Below are 14,053 nucleotides of genomic sequence, written 5' to 3'. Positions count from 1 at the left end.
CTTGCAGTCCTGCTATTGTCCCTCGGCGCGACGATACGCCGGGGCTTACCCAGGGTCAATGGAACAAGCCCGAAGCCCAGCGCGTCCACCCTCTCCCTGAGGCGGTGGTCGCGCCGTGCTCCGGGTGCCCGCGGTGACCCGCAACACCTGGTGTCTGTGGTCATTGGGTTTTCCTTTCGTGACACCGCACCACGCGGCGTCTGGACTTTGGTCGCGCCGACGCCCGGAAAGGTTCACCCTGAAAGCCTGCCGCGGAGACCTCATTTTGAGGCAAACGAATGCTCCGCAAACCCTTGAAAAATGGCGATTGAAATCGATTACATTTTCTGGCTATCATCTGCTGCAGCAGTTTTTGCACCGGGAGGAATTCATGAAGAAATTTGCAGCACTGGCGCTCACCACCGTCGCGGCACTGGCCGTGTCGGCGTTCTCGACCCAGGCGGCCGACTACAAGATCGGCCTGTCCAATGGCTGGGTCGGCTCGGAGTGGCGGACCCAGATGATCGAACAGGCACAGGCAGCGGCTGCGGCCTGGAAGGAAAAGGGCGTCAATGTCGAGGTCGTGGTGCAGAGCGCCAATGTCGACGTGCCCGGCCAGATCGCACACGTCCGTAACTTCATCAGCGAAGGCGTCAACGCCATCATCATCAACCCGAACAGCCCGACGGCGTTCGATCCGGTGTTTGCCCAGGCCAAGGAAGCCGGCATCCTGGTGATCTCGACCGACGCCGAAGTGTCGTCGCCCGACGCCACCTATGTCGGCATCGACCAGAAGGCATGGGGCGCGGCAGGCGCCAAGTGGCTCGCCGAAACGCTCGGCGGCAAGGGCAACGTCGTCGCCATCAACGGCGTCGCCGGCCATCCCGCCAACGAGATGCGAGTCGCCGGCTACAAGGAAGTGTTCGGCCAGTATCCCGACATCAAGATCGTCAACGAAGTGAACGCCAACTGGGACCAGGCGCAGGGCCAGCAGGCCATGCAGAACCTGCTCGCCACCAACCCCGACATCAACGGCGTCTGGGTGCAGGACGGCATGGCGGCGGGTGCCTGGAAGTCGATCATCGACGCCAACAAGCAGTCGTCGATCGCCGCCACCGGCGAGATCCGCAAGGACTTCATCGACCTGTGGGTCAAGGACAAGCTGAACTCGGGCGCTTCGGTCAACCCTCCCGGCGTCATGGCTTCGGCGCTCAACGTCGCCGTGCTGATGCTTGAAGGCAAGGAACTGAAGGAGCCGGCAACGGCTGGCCAGTACAAGAACGCCATGTACCTGCCGATCCCCTTCATCGACAGCAAGAACGTCGAGCAGGTCGCCAAGGAGCTCGACGGCAAGCCGGGCTACTTCTCCTACACCAGCCAGCTTTCGATCGCTGACGCCGAGGCGCTGTTCAAGTAAGCTTCATCCCACCAGTGGGGACGCGCGCCTGGAAAAACCGCGCGTCCCCCGACCGACGAAGCACCGGAAAGCCACCACCATGTCGAAACTCATCATGCGCGGCGTAAGCAAGGCTTACGGCGCCACCCTGGCCTTGCGCCGCGGCGACCTGACGGTCGAGGCCGGCGAAGTGCATGTGCTGATCGGCTCCAACGGCTCGGGCAAGAGCACGCTGTGCAAGGTGCTGGCCGGCAGCGTGCGGCCCGACGGCGGCGAGATCCTGATCGACGGCAAGCCGGTGACCATCACCGGCCCGCATGCGGCGCGCGAGCATGGCATCGGCATCTTCTACCAGGAGCTCAGCCTGGCCGGGCACAGGACGGTGGCGGAAAACATCTGCCTGCCCGACATGCCGGGCGGCATCTTCGTCGACCGCAAGGCGCTGGAGACCCGCGCCGCACGCTATATCGCGCTGTTCGACACGGTCGCCGGCGAAGGCTTTTCGGCGGAAGCGGTGGTGGAAAACCTGCGCGCCGACCAGCGCCAGCTGGTCGAGATCATGAAGGCACTGGCGACCGAAGCGCCAATCACCATCTTCGACGAACCGACCTCGGCGCTCGACCGGGCCCAGGTCGACCGCTTCTTCGAAATCCTGCGCGACCTGAAGGCTGGGGGCCGCAGCATCATCTTCATCTCGCACCGCATGGACGAGATCTTCGCCATCGGCGACCGCGTCACCGTCATCCGCGACGGCGAGACGGTGGGCACCGAAAACATCGCCGACACCAACCCGGCAGCCGTGATCCGGCTGATGGTCGGCGGCCAGGAGGAGCTCGCCGCCGGCGCCAGCGCGCCGCCGGCAGCGGCGACCGACCGCAAGGCGGCCGTGCTCAAGGCCGAGAATTTTTCCGGCAAGGGCTTTGCCAATGTCAGCTTCGAGGTCGCCCGGGGCGAGATCCTCGGCTTCGGCGGCCTGCACGGCCAGGGCCAGTCAGCGGTGCTGCGCGCCATCTTCGGCGCCAATCCCGCGGCGGGCGGCACGATCACCCTCGGCGGCTCGGCCTTCGCGCCCTCCAACCCGCGCAACGCCATCCGGCGCGGCCTCGCCTATGTCTCCGGCGACCGCAGCCGCGACGGCGTCATCCAGGGGCGGCCGATCATCGAGAACGCGACGCCGATCCACTATCTCCGGCAGAAGCTGAAGCTGGCCCGGCCGGCAGCGCTGGCGGCGCGGGTGAAGCCGGCGCTCGAGGCGCTGCACACCAAGTTCGGCGGGCTCAGCCATCCCATCAATTCGCTGTCGGGCGGCAACCAGCAGAAGATCGTCATCGCCCGCTGGCTGATCGACCGGCCCGACGTGCTGTTGCTCGACGACCCGACCAAGGGCATCGACCTGTCGGCCAAGGCGGACCTGTTTGCGCTGATCCGCAAGCTCGCCGAAGAGGGCATGGGCATCGTGCTCTATTCCTCGGAAGACGCCGAACTGCTCAACAATGCCGACCGCATCCTCGTCTTCAACGGCGGGTCGGTGCGGCGCGAACTCACCGGCGCAGACCGCACGCGCTACAATCTCTACCAGGCAGCTTACGAGGCCGCGTGATGACGACCGCGACCCTTTCCACGCAAAAGCCGGGCGGCGGGCTCAAGCGCCTCGTCGAACGCCATCCGTTCCTGCCGGCGCTGCTGATCGCGCTGGTGCTGCTGGCGCTCAACGGCCTCTACCAGCCGCGCAGCGTCAGCTTCATCGGCATCACCGGCCTGACCAAGACCTATCTGGCGCTGATGATGCTCGCCATCGCCCAGACCTATGTCGTCTATGCCGGCGACATCGACCTGTCGGTCGGGGCCATCGTCTCGCTGGTCAATGTCGTCATCGTCGTGCTGATGGAAAAGATGGGCGGCAGCGGCTTTTCGGTTGTCGTGGCCCTCGGCGTCGGCCTGCTCACCGGGCTTGCCTGCGGCATCGTCAACGGCATCGTGGTGGCCGCACTGCGGCTGCAGGCGATCGTCGCCACCTTCGCCACCTCGATCTTCTTCACCGGGCTGGCGCTCTACGTCATGCCGGTCGCGGGCACCCCGGCGCCCGCCGCCTTCTGGCGCACCTATGGCGGCCGCTTCTTCGAGGTCCCGTTCGTGTTCTACGCCGTCGTGGTGCTGGCCATCGTGCTCTACGTGCTCGCCCGCACCCGCCTCGCCACCCAGCTCCTCGCCGTCGGCGACGATGCGCAGGCGGCCTTCCAGAGCGGCCTGCCGGTCACGAAAATCCGCATCCAGGGCTACGCGCTGTGCGGCCTATTCGCGGCACTCGCCGCCTTCTGCATCACCGGCGACACGGCCAGCGGCGACCCGCTGGTCGGCGGCAAGATGACCCTGTTTTCGGTGGCAGCGGTGGTGCTCGGCGGCAGCGCATTGTCGGGCGGCTTCGGCACCGTCGTCGGCTCGATCATCGGGGCGCTGATCATCGGCCTGATCAACTCGCTGGTGTTCTTCGTCGGCACGCCGTCCGAATGGCAGAACCTGGTCCAGGGCCTCGCCATCCTGGTGGCGCTGATGGCCGGCGTCCTCGTCGGCCGGAGGGCACGCGCATGACCGCCACGACCCAGACCCCGGCCAAGGCGGCGGCGCCCTCGCCCGTGTTGGCCTTCCTCAAGCAGCCGCTGGTCGTGGCGCTGATCCTGATCGCGGCGCTGCTGATCCTCGGCGAAGTGCTGTCGCCCGGCTTCGCCTCGGCCCAGCAGATCCTGCGCCTGCTGATCGTCGCCGCCCTGCTCGGCATCGTCGCCGCCGGCCAGAACCTCGTCATCCTCGGCGGCCGCGAGGGCATCGACCTGTCGGTCGGCGGCGTCATCTCGCTCTCGGCCATCATCGCCGGCAACGTCATGAACGGCGCCGACAGCGCCATCGTGCCGGCGGTGCTGGCCTGCATGGCGGCAGGCGCCTTCATCGGCCTGATCAACGGCATGGGCGTGACGCTGCTGCGCATCCCGCCACTGGTGATGACACTCGGCATGCTCGGCGTGCTGCAGGGCCTCTTGGTGGTCGTCCGCAACGGCATCCCCTCGGGCTTCGCCGCGCCCGGCCTGTCGCGCTTCGTCACCCAACCGTTCCTGCTCGGCCTGCCCGGCATCATCTGGCTGTGGGTGGCGATCGGGCTGCTGATGGCCTTCATGCTGACCCGCACCGTCTACGGCCACCGCATCTATGCCATCGGCTCCAACGAGCAAGCCGCCTACATGGCCGGCGTGCCGGTCCGGGCGATGCGCATCTCGCTGTTCATGCTGTCGGGCGTGTTCGCCGCCATCACCGGCATCTGCCTGCTCGGCTATTCCGGTTCGTCTTTCGCCAATGTCGGCGAGCAGTACATGCTGGCCTCCATCATCGCCGTCGTCTTCGGCGGCACGCCACTGTCCGGCGGCAAGGGCGGCTACACCGGCACCATGGCGGGCGCGCTTCTGCTGGTCATCCTGCAGGGCATCCTGACCACGGTCCACATCGACGAATCCGGCCGGCAGATGGTGTTCGGCGCCACGCTGCTGCTGCTGATGCTGTTCTACGGACGCGGGCGGGCGATGCGCGGATGAACGAGCGGCCCAAGATCAAGGACATCGCCGAACGGCTCGGCGTCTCCGCCGCCACCGTGTCGCGCGCGCTCTCCGACAGCGGGCTGGTGGCCGAACCGACGCTCAGCCGCATCCGCGAGGTCGCCCGCGAGATGAACTACCGGCCCAATGTCAGTGCGCGCAACCTGCGCACGCAACGCGCCATGGCCGTGCTGATGGTGGTCCGCGACGTCGGCAACCCGTTCTATCTCGAGATCCTGAAGGGCGTCGAAGCCACCGCCCGGGCCGCCGGCTATTCCGTCCTGATGGGCAACACCGAAAACGACTCCGACCGCGAGGTCGAGTATTTCGACATGCTGCGCGACGGCCATGCCGACGGCATGATCCTGATGACCGGCAAGCTGCCGGCGCGCGATGGCTTTGTCGATTCGGTCGCCGACGCGCCCATCGTGGTGGCGCTGGAGGAGATCCGCGACGCCGGCTTCCCCCATGTCATGATCGACAACGAAGGTGCCGCGCGAGACGCCGTCGAGCACCTGATCGGGCTCGGCCACAAGCGCATCGCCCACGTCTCGGGCCCGGTGCCGGAGATCATGAGCGTCAGCCGCCGCAACGGCTACCGCGCCGCCATGCAGGCCGCCGGGCTCGCCATCCCGGACGGCTACGAGCCGGTCGGCGACTACCTGCTGCACACCGGCCAGCGGCTCTGCCGGGAGCTGTTCGAGCTGCCGCAACCGCCGACGGCGATCTTCGTCGCCAACGACGAAATGGCCTTCGGCGTGATCCATGAACTGCGCCGCCTCGGGCTCGACGTGCCGGGAGACGTCTCCGTCGTCGGCTTCGACGATCTGTTCCTGAGCGAGGCCTTCTACCCGCCGCTGACCACCGTCAGCCAGCCGCGCACCGAGATCGGCCGCGCCGCCATGAACATGCTGCTCGACATGCTGGCCGGCGGGCTGACGCCGCGCAAGCCGGCCATGCTGCCGACGACGCTGAAGGTGCGCGGCACCACGGCGCCGGCGCCGAAATGACATCAGACATTCAGGAAAATGAGGGATCGACCATGACCGGATTGCCCAAACAGCGGCTGCGCGTCGGCTTCGTCGGAAGCGGCTTCATCGCGGAATTCCACCTCAGGGGCATGCTCGGCGTGCGCAATGTCGACGTCACCGGCGTCTTCAGCCGCAAGGCCGAAAACCGCGCACGCTTCGCCGCCCGCGTCGCCGAACTCGGCCTCGGCGAATGCACCAGCCATGACAGCCTGGAGTCGCTGGTCAATGCCGGCGACGTCGACGCGATCTGGATCCTCTCGCCCAACTACACCCGCCTCGACGTGATGCGCACGCTGCACGCCGAGGTGAAGGCAGGCCGCAGCAAGGTCATCGCCGTCGCCTGCGAAAAGCCGCTCGCCCGCACCATCGCCGAAGCGCGCGAAATGCTGCGTCTCGCCGAAGACGCCGGCCTCAACCACGGCTATCTCGAAAACCAGGTGTTCTGCACCCCGGTCATCCGCGGCAAGGACATCATCTGGCGCCGTGCCGCGTCGGCCACCGGCCGGCCCTACCTGGCGCGCGCCGCCGAAGAGCATTCCGGCCCGCACGAGCCGTGGTTCTGGCAGGGCGACAAGCAGGGCGGCGGCGTGCTCTCCGACATGATGTGCCACAGCGTCGAGGTGGCGCGGCACCTGCTGACCAAGCCAGGTGCCGAGCGCAAGTCGCTGACCATCAAGCAGGTCAGCGGCACCGTCGCCAACCTCAAATGGACGCGGCCCAACTATGCCGACCAGCTCCGGAAGCGCTTCGGCACCGAAGTCGACTACCGCAACCGACCGTCCGAGGATTTCGCCCGCGGCACGATCCTGCTCGAGGACGAGGACGGCAACGAGCTGGTGATCGAGGCGACGACCTCATGGGCCTATGTCGGCGCCGGCCTGCGCATCCAGCTCGAACTGCTCGGGCCGGAATATGCGATGGAGTTCAACTCGCTCAACACCGGCCTCAAGGTGTTCATGTCGCGCGAGGTCAAGGGCGCCGAAGGCGAGGACCTGGTCGAAAAGCAGAACGCCGAGCAGGGCCTGATGCCGGTTCTTGAAGACGAAGCCGGCATCTACGGCTATACCGACGAGAATCGTCACATGGTGGAGTGCTTCCGCAAGGGCGAGAAGCCGATCGAAACCTTCGACGACGGGCTTGCGGTGGTCGAGATCCTGATGGGGCTCTATCGCTCTGCCGAGATCAACGGAACGGTCAGCTTCCCTGCCCCCGAACTCGAAGACTATGTGCCGGTGGTGGCGCGCACCGGCGCGTGACCGACACTGACATAGCGGCGTCCGCTCCCATCGGGGCGGCCGCTGCCATTGCATAGGCAGGACTTATGACCGTTCCGACGCTGCTCGTTCTCGGCAATGTCAATGTCGACCTGGTGCTCGGCGAGGTCGACGGCTGGCCCGCCGTCGGCACCGAAGTGGTCGTCGACCGCTCCGAGATGCGTCCGGGCGGCTCCGCCGGCAACACGGCACTTGCGCTCGCCGGCATGGGCGAAAACCATCTGATGATCGCATCCGTCGGCAACGACCCCAACGGAGCGTGGCTGAGCGGGCAGTTCGACGCCGCCTCCTGCGAATGGATCGTCGAGCCCTGCGATACGACGCTGACGGTCGGCATCGTCCACAAGGGCGGCGACCGGGTGTTCTTCACCACGCCGGGACACCTGCAGCGCGCCAGCCTCGAAGACCTGATCGAGCGGCTGCCGCAGGCGCCGGGCGACAATGCCCTGGCGCTGATCTCCGGCGGACACCTGATGCCGCGCATCGAGGCCGGCACGACGACCCTGCTCGAGGCGCTGTCGGCCAAGGGCTGGCGCACCGCCATCGATCCCGGCTGGCCGCCGGTCGGCTGGACCGAGGCGAACAAGCGGCAGGTCAATGCCTGGATCGCTGCGGCCGACATCTCGCTGATCAATGCCGAGGAGGCCAAGGGGCTGGCCGGCATCGACGATCTCGACGCCGCGACCGCCTTGCTCGTCAGCCAGATCGGCGCCGCGCACACGCTGGTGGTCAAGGACGGCGCGCAGGGTGCCCATGCCTTTGCCGGCGGCGCGCATTTTCATGCGCCATCGCCGAGGGTCGAGGTCATCGACACCGTCGGCGCCGGCGACACGTTCAATGCCGCCTTCCTCGCGTCCCTTGCCAGGGGCGGCTCGCTCGGTGCTGCCCTTGCGCGCGGCGTCGAGACGGCGGCCCGTGCGATCTCGACCTTCCCGCGGCGCTACAGCGCCTGACACGCTGCCAGCAAGAGCCTGGGCGCCGCAACGGGCACGGCCACCGCGGGCCCAGGACCCGTTCGACCAGAGTCGTCAAATCGCTCGAAGCACGTTATATTTTGACATGGTGAAGGTCGCGGTTTTGGTGTGACCACTCATGCTGAACCCGGGCCGCGACCCACCCCAAAGGAGGAGTGGTCATGGCAAGCTTCCATGTGTACGCAGGCGCCACCAATACGCTCGAGCATCCCGCCATCCGCCGGATAACGGTCGCGGACGTGTTCGACGCCTTGCGCCGCGGCTTCGACGATTTTTGGGACAAGCCGTCGCATTACGTTTTCCTGTGTCTGATCTACCCGATCGTCGGCGTGTTTCTGATCACATGGACATCGGGCGGCAACGCCCTGCAGCTCATTTTCCCGCTGATGTCGGGCTTCGCCTTGCTCGGGCCCTTCGCCGGAATCGGGCTGTACGAGATCAGCCGAAGGCGCGAGCAAAACCTCGACACGTCCTGGAGGCATGCCTTCGACGTCCGGCTTTCGCCGGCCATTCCTGCAATGGTGGCGATCGGCATCATGCTGCTCGTGCTGTTCGTCGCATGGCTCCTGGTCGCGCAGGGGCTGTACGCATGGCTTTACGGAGCGGACGCCCCGCAGTCGACCGCAGCGTTCTTCGAGGATCTCTTCACCACCCAGCGCGGCTGGACGCTGATCGTGCTCGGCAATCTGATCGGATTCCTGTTTGCCCTGGTGGTGCTCTGCACCACCGTCGTCGCCTTTCCACTGCTGCTCGACTGCGATGTCGGCGCCTATGCCGCGGTCGAGACCTCGGTACGGGCAGTGCAGAGCAATCCGGTGCCGATGCTGCTGTGGGGCCTGATCGTCGCGGTCGCGCTGCTGATCGGGTCGCTGCCGTTCCTGGCGGGCCTCGCAGTCGTCATCCCGGTCCTCGGCCACGCGACGTGGCACCTCTATCGCAAGGTCGTCGACGTGCCGGCCGACAAGAAAACGCCCCTGCCACCTGCCAACACCGAACGGGACGATCGACACTTCCCATATTGGCTTCGCTGGTAGCCGAGCAACCAGGCAACACACCAGCCTCGCGGGCGCCCCGCCCGCGCGGCTGGTGCGAAAGCCGATCAGGCCGACATGCCGTTGCGCGGGAGACTCTCGGCCGACAGCCGGTCGAGATGCATGCGGATATGGGCCGCTTCGGCGGCGGTGTTGGCGAGCGCGATGGCCCGGCCGAACGCCTCGCGCGCGTCCTCGGCACGTCCGAGCTGCATCAACAGCCCGCCCTTGACGCCGAAGAAGTGGAAGTAGCCCGCGAGCTTGGGTTCCAGCGGCTCGATCAGCTTGAGCGCCGCTTCCGGGCCGCGCAGCTTGGCATAGGCGACGGCCCGGTTGAGCGTGACGACAGGCGATGGCGTCATCGATTCCAGCACCGAATAGAGCAGGTCGATCTCGGCCCAGTCGGTGTCCTCGGGGCGGGCGGCGCGGGCATGCAGCGCCGCGATCGCCGCCTGGATCTGGTAGGGACCGGAGCGGCGATGGCGCATCGCCTTGTCGATCAGCGCCAGGCCTTCGTCGATCAGGGCCCGGTTCCACAGGCTGCGGTCCTGGTCGTCCATCAGCACAAGTTCGCCATCGGCATCGAAGCGGGCGGCGGCACGGGCGTGCTGCAGCAGGAGCAGCGCCGTCAGCCCCATCACCTCGGGCTCGGTCTGGAACAGGCGCAGCAGCAGCCGCGCCAGCCTGATCGCCTCCTCGCAGAGGGGCGCGCGGTTGGCGATCTCCGTGGCGCCCGCCGAATAGCCCTCGTTGAAGACGAGGTAGACCATGGCCAGCACCGCCGCCAGCCGCTCCGAGCGCTCGACCGGCCCCGGCGCCTCGAACGGCACCTCGGCATTGGCGATGCGCGCCTTGGCCCGGGTGATGCGCTGCTCCATGGCGCTTTCGCCGACCAGGAAGGCGCGGGCGATCTGCTTGACCGGAATGCCCGAGACGATGCGCAGGGCGAGCGCGATCTGCTGCGTCGCCGGCAGGTCGGGATGGCAGCAGATGAACAGCAGCCGCAGGATGTCGTCGCGGTAGTGCGCGCCGTCGAGGCGTTCGACGACCGCACTCTCGACGTCCTCGAGGTCGGAGATCGTTTCCTCCGGCGGCATCGGCGCCTGCTTGTTGCGGCGGCGGGCGGCATCGATGCCGGAGTTGCGGCCGACAAAGATCAGCCAGGCGGCCGGATCGCGCGGCGGTCCGTTCTTCGGCCAGGTGCGCAGGGCGCGCAGGCAGGCCTCCTGGAACGCTTCTTCCGCGGTGTCGAGGTCGCGGAAATAGCGCAGCAGGGCTGCCACGGCCTGCGGCCGGGCCGAAGACAATGCCGTGTTGATCCAGGCCGGGTCGGTCATGCTACCTCTCGAGGGGCGAAAAAGGCGCTTATCGGCCGAAGCTCGTAGGAGCCGCCGCCGGGATTGGCCTCAGCCAGGTCCTTGGCGACATCGACCGCTTCGTCGAGGGTTGCGCAGTCGACGACGTAGAAGCCGAGGAACTGTTCCTTGGTTTCGGCAAAGGGCCCGTCGATGACCAGCGGTTCGTCCCTGGTCTTGCGCAGGGTCGTGGCCGCCGTGGTCGGCATCAGCCGCGCCACCGGTCCGAGCCGGCCCTGGTCGCGAAGCTTGCCGGTCACCACCTGAAGGCGCGCCATCACCTCGTCGTCCTGTTCCTTCGACCAGGCGCAGACCACGTCTTCGTTATTGTAGCAGAGGATCGCATAGAGCATCGGTTCGGTTCCTTCATGTCTAGGACGCGCGAGTATGCGCAATTCCGACATGGCGTCGGCATTTTTTTTGCGCCATCGGGAACGGGGGCCTTCGTCCGTCATGACGGCTTGTGAAAAACCGGGAGAGGTGCAGATATGGCGTCGGTCTGGCGCGTGCAAGGCGCCCATAATGTTGGAGGACGCGCGATGAAGAACGCCGAAATCTCACAACGCAAGACGCAGACCATCGCCCGCGGCGTCGGCATGACGACGCAGGTCTATGCCGACCGGGCCGAGAACTCCGAGATCTGGGACGTCGAGGGCCGCCGCTACATCGACTTCTCTTCCGGCATCGCCGTGGTCAATACCGGCCACCGTCACCCGCGCGTCATCGAAGCCGTAAAGGCCCAGCTCGACCGTTTCACCCACACCTGCCACCAGGTCGTGCCCTATGAGAGCTATGTCCGGCTCGGCGAAAGGCTGAACGCCATCGCCCCGATGAAGGGCGACAAGCGCACCGTCTTCGTCACCACGGGCGCCGAGGCGGTGGAGAACGCGATCAAGATCGCCCGCAACGCGACCGGCCGCCAGGCCGTCATCGCCTTTGCCGGCGGCTTCCACGGCCGCACCTTCATGGGCATGGCGCTGACCGGCAAGGTACAGCCCTACAAGGCGGGCTTCGGCGCGATGCCGGGCGACGTGTTCCATGCGCCCTTCCCGGTGCCGCTGCATGGCGTGACGGTGGCAGATGCGCTCGCAGCGCTCGACCGGCTGTTCAAGGCCGATGTCGATCCCGCCCGCGTCGCCGCCATCATCATCGAGCCGGTGCAGGGCGAAGGCGGCTTCTACGAGGTGCCGCGCGACTTCATGACGGCGCTGCGCAAGATCTGCGACCAGCACGGCATGCTCCTGATCGCCGACGAGGTGCAGACCGGCTTTGCCCGCACCGGCAGGATGTTCGCCATGGACCACCATGACGTCGCGCCCGACCTGATGACGATGGCCAAGAGCCTCGCCGGCGGTTTTCCGCTGGCGGCGGTGACGGGACGGGCCGAACTGATGGACGCGCCCAATCCCGGCGGCCTCGGCGGCACCTATGGCGGCAGCCCGATCGGCATTGCCGCTGCGCACGCCGTGCTCGACATCATCGAGGACGAGAACCTCTGCGACCGCGCCAATCAGCTCGGCGCGCGGCTCAAGCAGCGGCTGGAATCACTGCGCGACGACGTCCCGGAGATCGCCGACATCCGCGGCCCTGGCTTCATGAACGCGGTCGAATTCAACGATGCCAAGACCAGGATGCCCTCGGCGGAGTTCACCAATGCGGTGCGGCTCAAGGCGCTGGAAAAGGGCCTGATCCTGCTTACCTGCGGCGTCCACGGCAACGTCATCCGCTTCCTCGCGCCGATCACCATCCAGGACGAGGTGATGACCGAGGCGCTGGACATTCTGGAAGCGTCGATCCGGGACGTGCGGGCGGAATGACGCTGCCCCGACGCGGGTAGCATCGCCCCTCACCCTTACCTTCTCCCCCGTGAGCGACGAGGAGAGAGGGTCGCCAGCGTTGCGGCCAGCCCCCGCCTGCATCGATGAGACTGGGGCGCGCAACGACTCGGTAGCCCTCATGGTGAGCCTGTCGAACCACGAGGGCGCCGGGCCACCTGCTGCATGCCAAAACCCCATGGTTCGACAGGCTCACCATGAGGTTTTGGGGAGCCCTTCGACCACGGCAGTCGTATCAGGGCAGCGCAAAGAACGGAAAAACTATCCCGCAGCTAACGCCGCCAATGCCGCCTTCAACGCCTCGGCGCCACCCGCGACCTGCTCCGCCGTCGGCGAGAAGCCGAGGCCGAGCATCTTGCGGCCGAGCATGTGGTCGGCCGGGCGGTTGACGGATTCGATCGCTGCCAGCCGGTCGCCGATGAAATGGAACACCGAGAAGCGGTTCTCGGCCGGGTCGCCCGACAGCATCTGGCGGTCGCTTCCGGCGGTCAGGCCGACCATCTGCAGCTTCATGTCGCCGATGTCGGACCAGAACCACGGCACGGCGCCATAGTCGCCGCCATGGCCGACGATGGTGCGGGCGGCGAGCTTCGACTGGTCGGTGGCGTTCTGCACCGACTCCAGGCGCACGTCGCCACCGGTCTGCCAGTGGCGATAGCTTGCATTGTCGCCCACCGCCAGGATGTTGGCGACCGAACTGCGCATGGAGCCGTCGACGCGGATGCCGTTGGCAACGGTCAGGCCGGCGGTCCCGGCAAGCTCGACATTGGGCACCACGCCGATGCCGATGATGACCATCTTCGCCGGCAGCCTTTCGCCGGCCGACGTCAGCGCGGCGGTGGCATGGCCACCCTCGCCCTCGATGCGCTCGATGGTGGTCTTGAGCAGGATGCGGACGCCCGAGGCTTCCAGCCGCTGGCGCACATGCTCGGCGATCAGCGGGGCGACGGCGCGGCCGAGCAGGCGATCCAGCGCCTCGACCACCGTCACGCGGCGGCCGCCGGCGGCGAGCGTCGCGGCAATCTCCAGGCCGATGAAGCCGCCACCGATGACGACGACGTCCTCGCAGGCGGCACTGTGGTCGCGGATCAGCCGCGCGTCCGCGACCGAGCGCAGCGACAGCACGCCGGCAAGATCGACGCCGGGCAAGGGCAGGACGCGCGGGCACGAGCCGGTGGCAAGGATCAGGTGGTCGTAGGCGAGTCTGTCGCCACCCGCCAACGACAGGCTGTTGGCGGCGGTGTCGATGCGCTCGACCAGCGAGCCCGGGCGGAAATCGATGGTGTGGCCGGTGTAAAAGGCTTCGCCGCGCAACGGCTGCGGCTGGGCTGCGGCGTCCTTGATGAAGGTCTTGGACAGCGGCGGCTTGTGGTAGGGCAGCTCCCTCTCGTCGCCGAGCAGGATGACCGGGCCGTCATAGCCTTCCTCGCGCAAGCTGGCGGCGGCCTGGACCCCGGCATGGCCTGCACCGACAATCACGACACCGTTCTTCATGCCCGCCTCGCTATTGGGAAGTCACCGGGGAAATGGCCGTTGGCCCGCGCGGCCACAAGGGGCCAGGGACGGAATTTTGGGTGACAGCCGGATGCCGGCCTGT

General features: G+C 67.1%; 12 protein-coding genes. 9 read left to right on the top strand and 3 right to left on the bottom strand.

Annotated elements, in window-relative coordinates; genetic code table 11:
* The first annotated feature begins 370 nt into the window (after positions 1-370).
* The 8 genes from GGR00_RS18625 (at position 371) to GGR00_RS18590 (ending at position 9,269) form a co-directional block, all read left to right on the top strand.
* A complete protein-coding gene (locus GGR00_RS18625) occupies positions 371-1,396 on the top strand; it encodes an ABC transporter substrate-binding protein (RefSeq protein ID WP_055972077.1) in 1,026 nt (341 codons plus the stop codon).
* A gap of 79 nt (positions 1,397-1,475) precedes the next feature.
* Positions 1,476-2,975, top strand: a complete 1,500-nt coding sequence (locus GGR00_RS18620; protein ID WP_184700352.1) for a sugar ABC transporter ATP-binding protein — start codon at positions 1,476-1,478, stop codon at positions 2,973-2,975.
* Positions 2,972-3,964 (top strand): ABC transporter permease subunit, encoded by a 993-nt coding sequence (locus GGR00_RS18615; protein WP_184700351.1) that lies wholly within the window; start codon positions 2,972-2,974, stop codon positions 3,962-3,964. Before GGR00_RS18620 ends, GGR00_RS18615 begins: the two co-directional genes overlap by 4 nt.
* Positions 3,961-4,956 carry an ABC transporter permease gene (locus tag GGR00_RS18610; protein WP_184700350.1) on the top strand — a complete coding sequence of 332 codons (996 nt, stop codon included), beginning with the start codon at positions 3,961-3,963 and terminating at the stop codon, positions 4,954-4,956. Before GGR00_RS18615 ends, GGR00_RS18610 begins: the two co-directional genes overlap by 4 nt.
* Positions 4,953-5,966: a LacI family DNA-binding transcriptional regulator gene (locus tag GGR00_RS18605; protein WP_055972089.1), complete on the top strand. Its 1,014-nt coding sequence runs from the start codon at positions 4,953-4,955 to the stop codon at positions 5,964-5,966. Before GGR00_RS18610 ends, GGR00_RS18605 begins: the two co-directional genes overlap by 4 nt.
* Before the next feature lie 32 nt (positions 5,967-5,998).
* Complete coding sequence (locus tag GGR00_RS18600) at positions 5,999-7,243, top strand: Gfo/Idh/MocA family protein (RefSeq protein WP_184700349.1); 1,245 nt, start codon at positions 5,999-6,001, stop codon at positions 7,241-7,243.
* Positions 7,244-7,308: 65 nt separating this feature from the next.
* Positions 7,309-8,214 carry a carbohydrate kinase family protein gene (locus tag GGR00_RS18595; RefSeq protein WP_184700348.1) on the top strand — a complete coding sequence of 302 codons (906 nt, stop codon included), beginning with the start codon at positions 7,309-7,311 and terminating at the stop codon, positions 8,212-8,214.
* A 182-nt stretch (positions 8,215-8,396) separates the two neighbouring features.
* Positions 8,397-9,269 (top strand): DUF2189 domain-containing protein, encoded by an 873-nt coding sequence (locus tag GGR00_RS18590; protein ID WP_055972100.1) that lies wholly within the window; start codon positions 8,397-8,399, stop codon positions 9,267-9,269.
* Positions 9,270-9,334: 65 nt separating this feature from the next.
* On the opposite strand, the gene GGR00_RS18585 is transcribed toward GGR00_RS18590, so the two are convergent.
* Together GGR00_RS18585 and GGR00_RS18580 are read right to left on the bottom strand one after the other, a co-directional pair.
* Positions 9,335-10,603 (bottom strand): RNA polymerase sigma factor, encoded by a 1,269-nt coding sequence (locus GGR00_RS18585; protein ID WP_184700347.1) that lies wholly within the window; start codon positions 10,601-10,603, stop codon positions 9,335-9,337.
* On the bottom strand, positions 10,600-10,974 hold the full coding sequence (locus GGR00_RS18580) for a YciI family protein (RefSeq protein ID WP_055972105.1): 375 nt from the start codon (positions 10,972-10,974) through the stop codon (positions 10,600-10,602). The genes GGR00_RS18585 and GGR00_RS18580 overlap by 4 nt, the downstream gene beginning before the upstream one ends.
* A gap of 186 nt (positions 10,975-11,160) precedes the next feature.
* On the opposite strand from GGR00_RS18580, the gene GGR00_RS18575 reads away from it, so the two are divergent.
* Positions 11,161-12,438, top strand: a complete 1,278-nt coding sequence (locus GGR00_RS18575) for a 4-aminobutyrate--2-oxoglutarate transaminase (RefSeq protein ID WP_184700346.1) — start codon at positions 11,161-11,163, stop codon at positions 12,436-12,438.
* 279 nt (positions 12,439-12,717) lie between these two features.
* Here the strand turns inward: GGR00_RS18575 and GGR00_RS18570 are convergent, their stop codons facing one another.
* Complete coding sequence (locus tag GGR00_RS18570; RefSeq protein WP_184700345.1) at positions 12,718-13,950, bottom strand: NAD(P)/FAD-dependent oxidoreductase; 1,233 nt, start codon at positions 13,948-13,950, stop codon at positions 12,718-12,720.
* Between the last annotated feature and the right edge of the window lie 103 nt (positions 13,951-14,053).

The sequence above is a fragment of the Aminobacter aganoensis genome (genome assembly GCF_014206975.1).
GTDB classification, from domain to species: Bacteria; Pseudomonadota; Alphaproteobacteria; order Rhizobiales; family Rhizobiaceae; genus Aminobacter; species Aminobacter aganoensis.
Note: the sequence above shows the minus strand (reverse complement) of the source record. Positions and strands in the feature narration are given on the sequence as shown.

What these genes read in the sequence shown, in the direction of transcription:
- GGR00_RS18625 (WP_055972077.1), top strand. Translation starts at nt 371, where the DNA reads ATGAAGAAATTTGCAGCACTGGCGCTCACCACCGTCGCGGCACTGGCC.
- GGR00_RS18620 (WP_184700352.1), top strand. Translation starts at nt 1,476, where the DNA reads ATGTCGAAACTCATCATGCGCGGCGTAAGCAAGGCTTACGGCGCCACC.
- GGR00_RS18610 (WP_184700350.1), top strand. Translation starts at nt 3,961, where the DNA reads ATGACCGCCACGACCCAGACCCCGGCCAAGGCGGCGGCGCCCTCGCCC.
- GGR00_RS18605 (WP_055972089.1), top strand. Translation starts at nt 4,953, where the DNA reads ATGAACGAGCGGCCCAAGATCAAGGACATCGCCGAACGGCTCGGCGTC.
- GGR00_RS18600 (WP_184700349.1), top strand. Translation starts at nt 5,999, where the DNA reads ATGACCGGATTGCCCAAACAGCGGCTGCGCGTCGGCTTCGTCGGAAGC.
- GGR00_RS18595 (WP_184700348.1), top strand. Translation starts at nt 7,309, where the DNA reads ATGACCGTTCCGACGCTGCTCGTTCTCGGCAATGTCAATGTCGACCTG.
- GGR00_RS18590 (WP_055972100.1), top strand. Translation starts at nt 8,397, where the DNA reads ATGGCAAGCTTCCATGTGTACGCAGGCGCCACCAATACGCTCGAGCAT.
- GGR00_RS18585 (WP_184700347.1), bottom strand. Translation starts at nt 10,603, where the DNA reads ATGACCGACCCGGCCTGGATCAACACGGCATTGTCTTCGGCCCGGCCG.
- GGR00_RS18580 (WP_055972105.1), bottom strand. Translation starts at nt 10,974, where the DNA reads ATGCTCTATGCGATCCTCTGCTACAATAACGAAGACGTGGTCTGCGCC.
- GGR00_RS18575 (WP_184700346.1), top strand. Translation starts at nt 11,161, where the DNA reads ATGAAGAACGCCGAAATCTCACAACGCAAGACGCAGACCATCGCCCGC.
- GGR00_RS18570 (WP_184700345.1), bottom strand. Translation starts at nt 13,950, where the DNA reads ATGAAGAACGGTGTCGTGATTGTCGGTGCAGGCCATGCCGGGGTCCAG.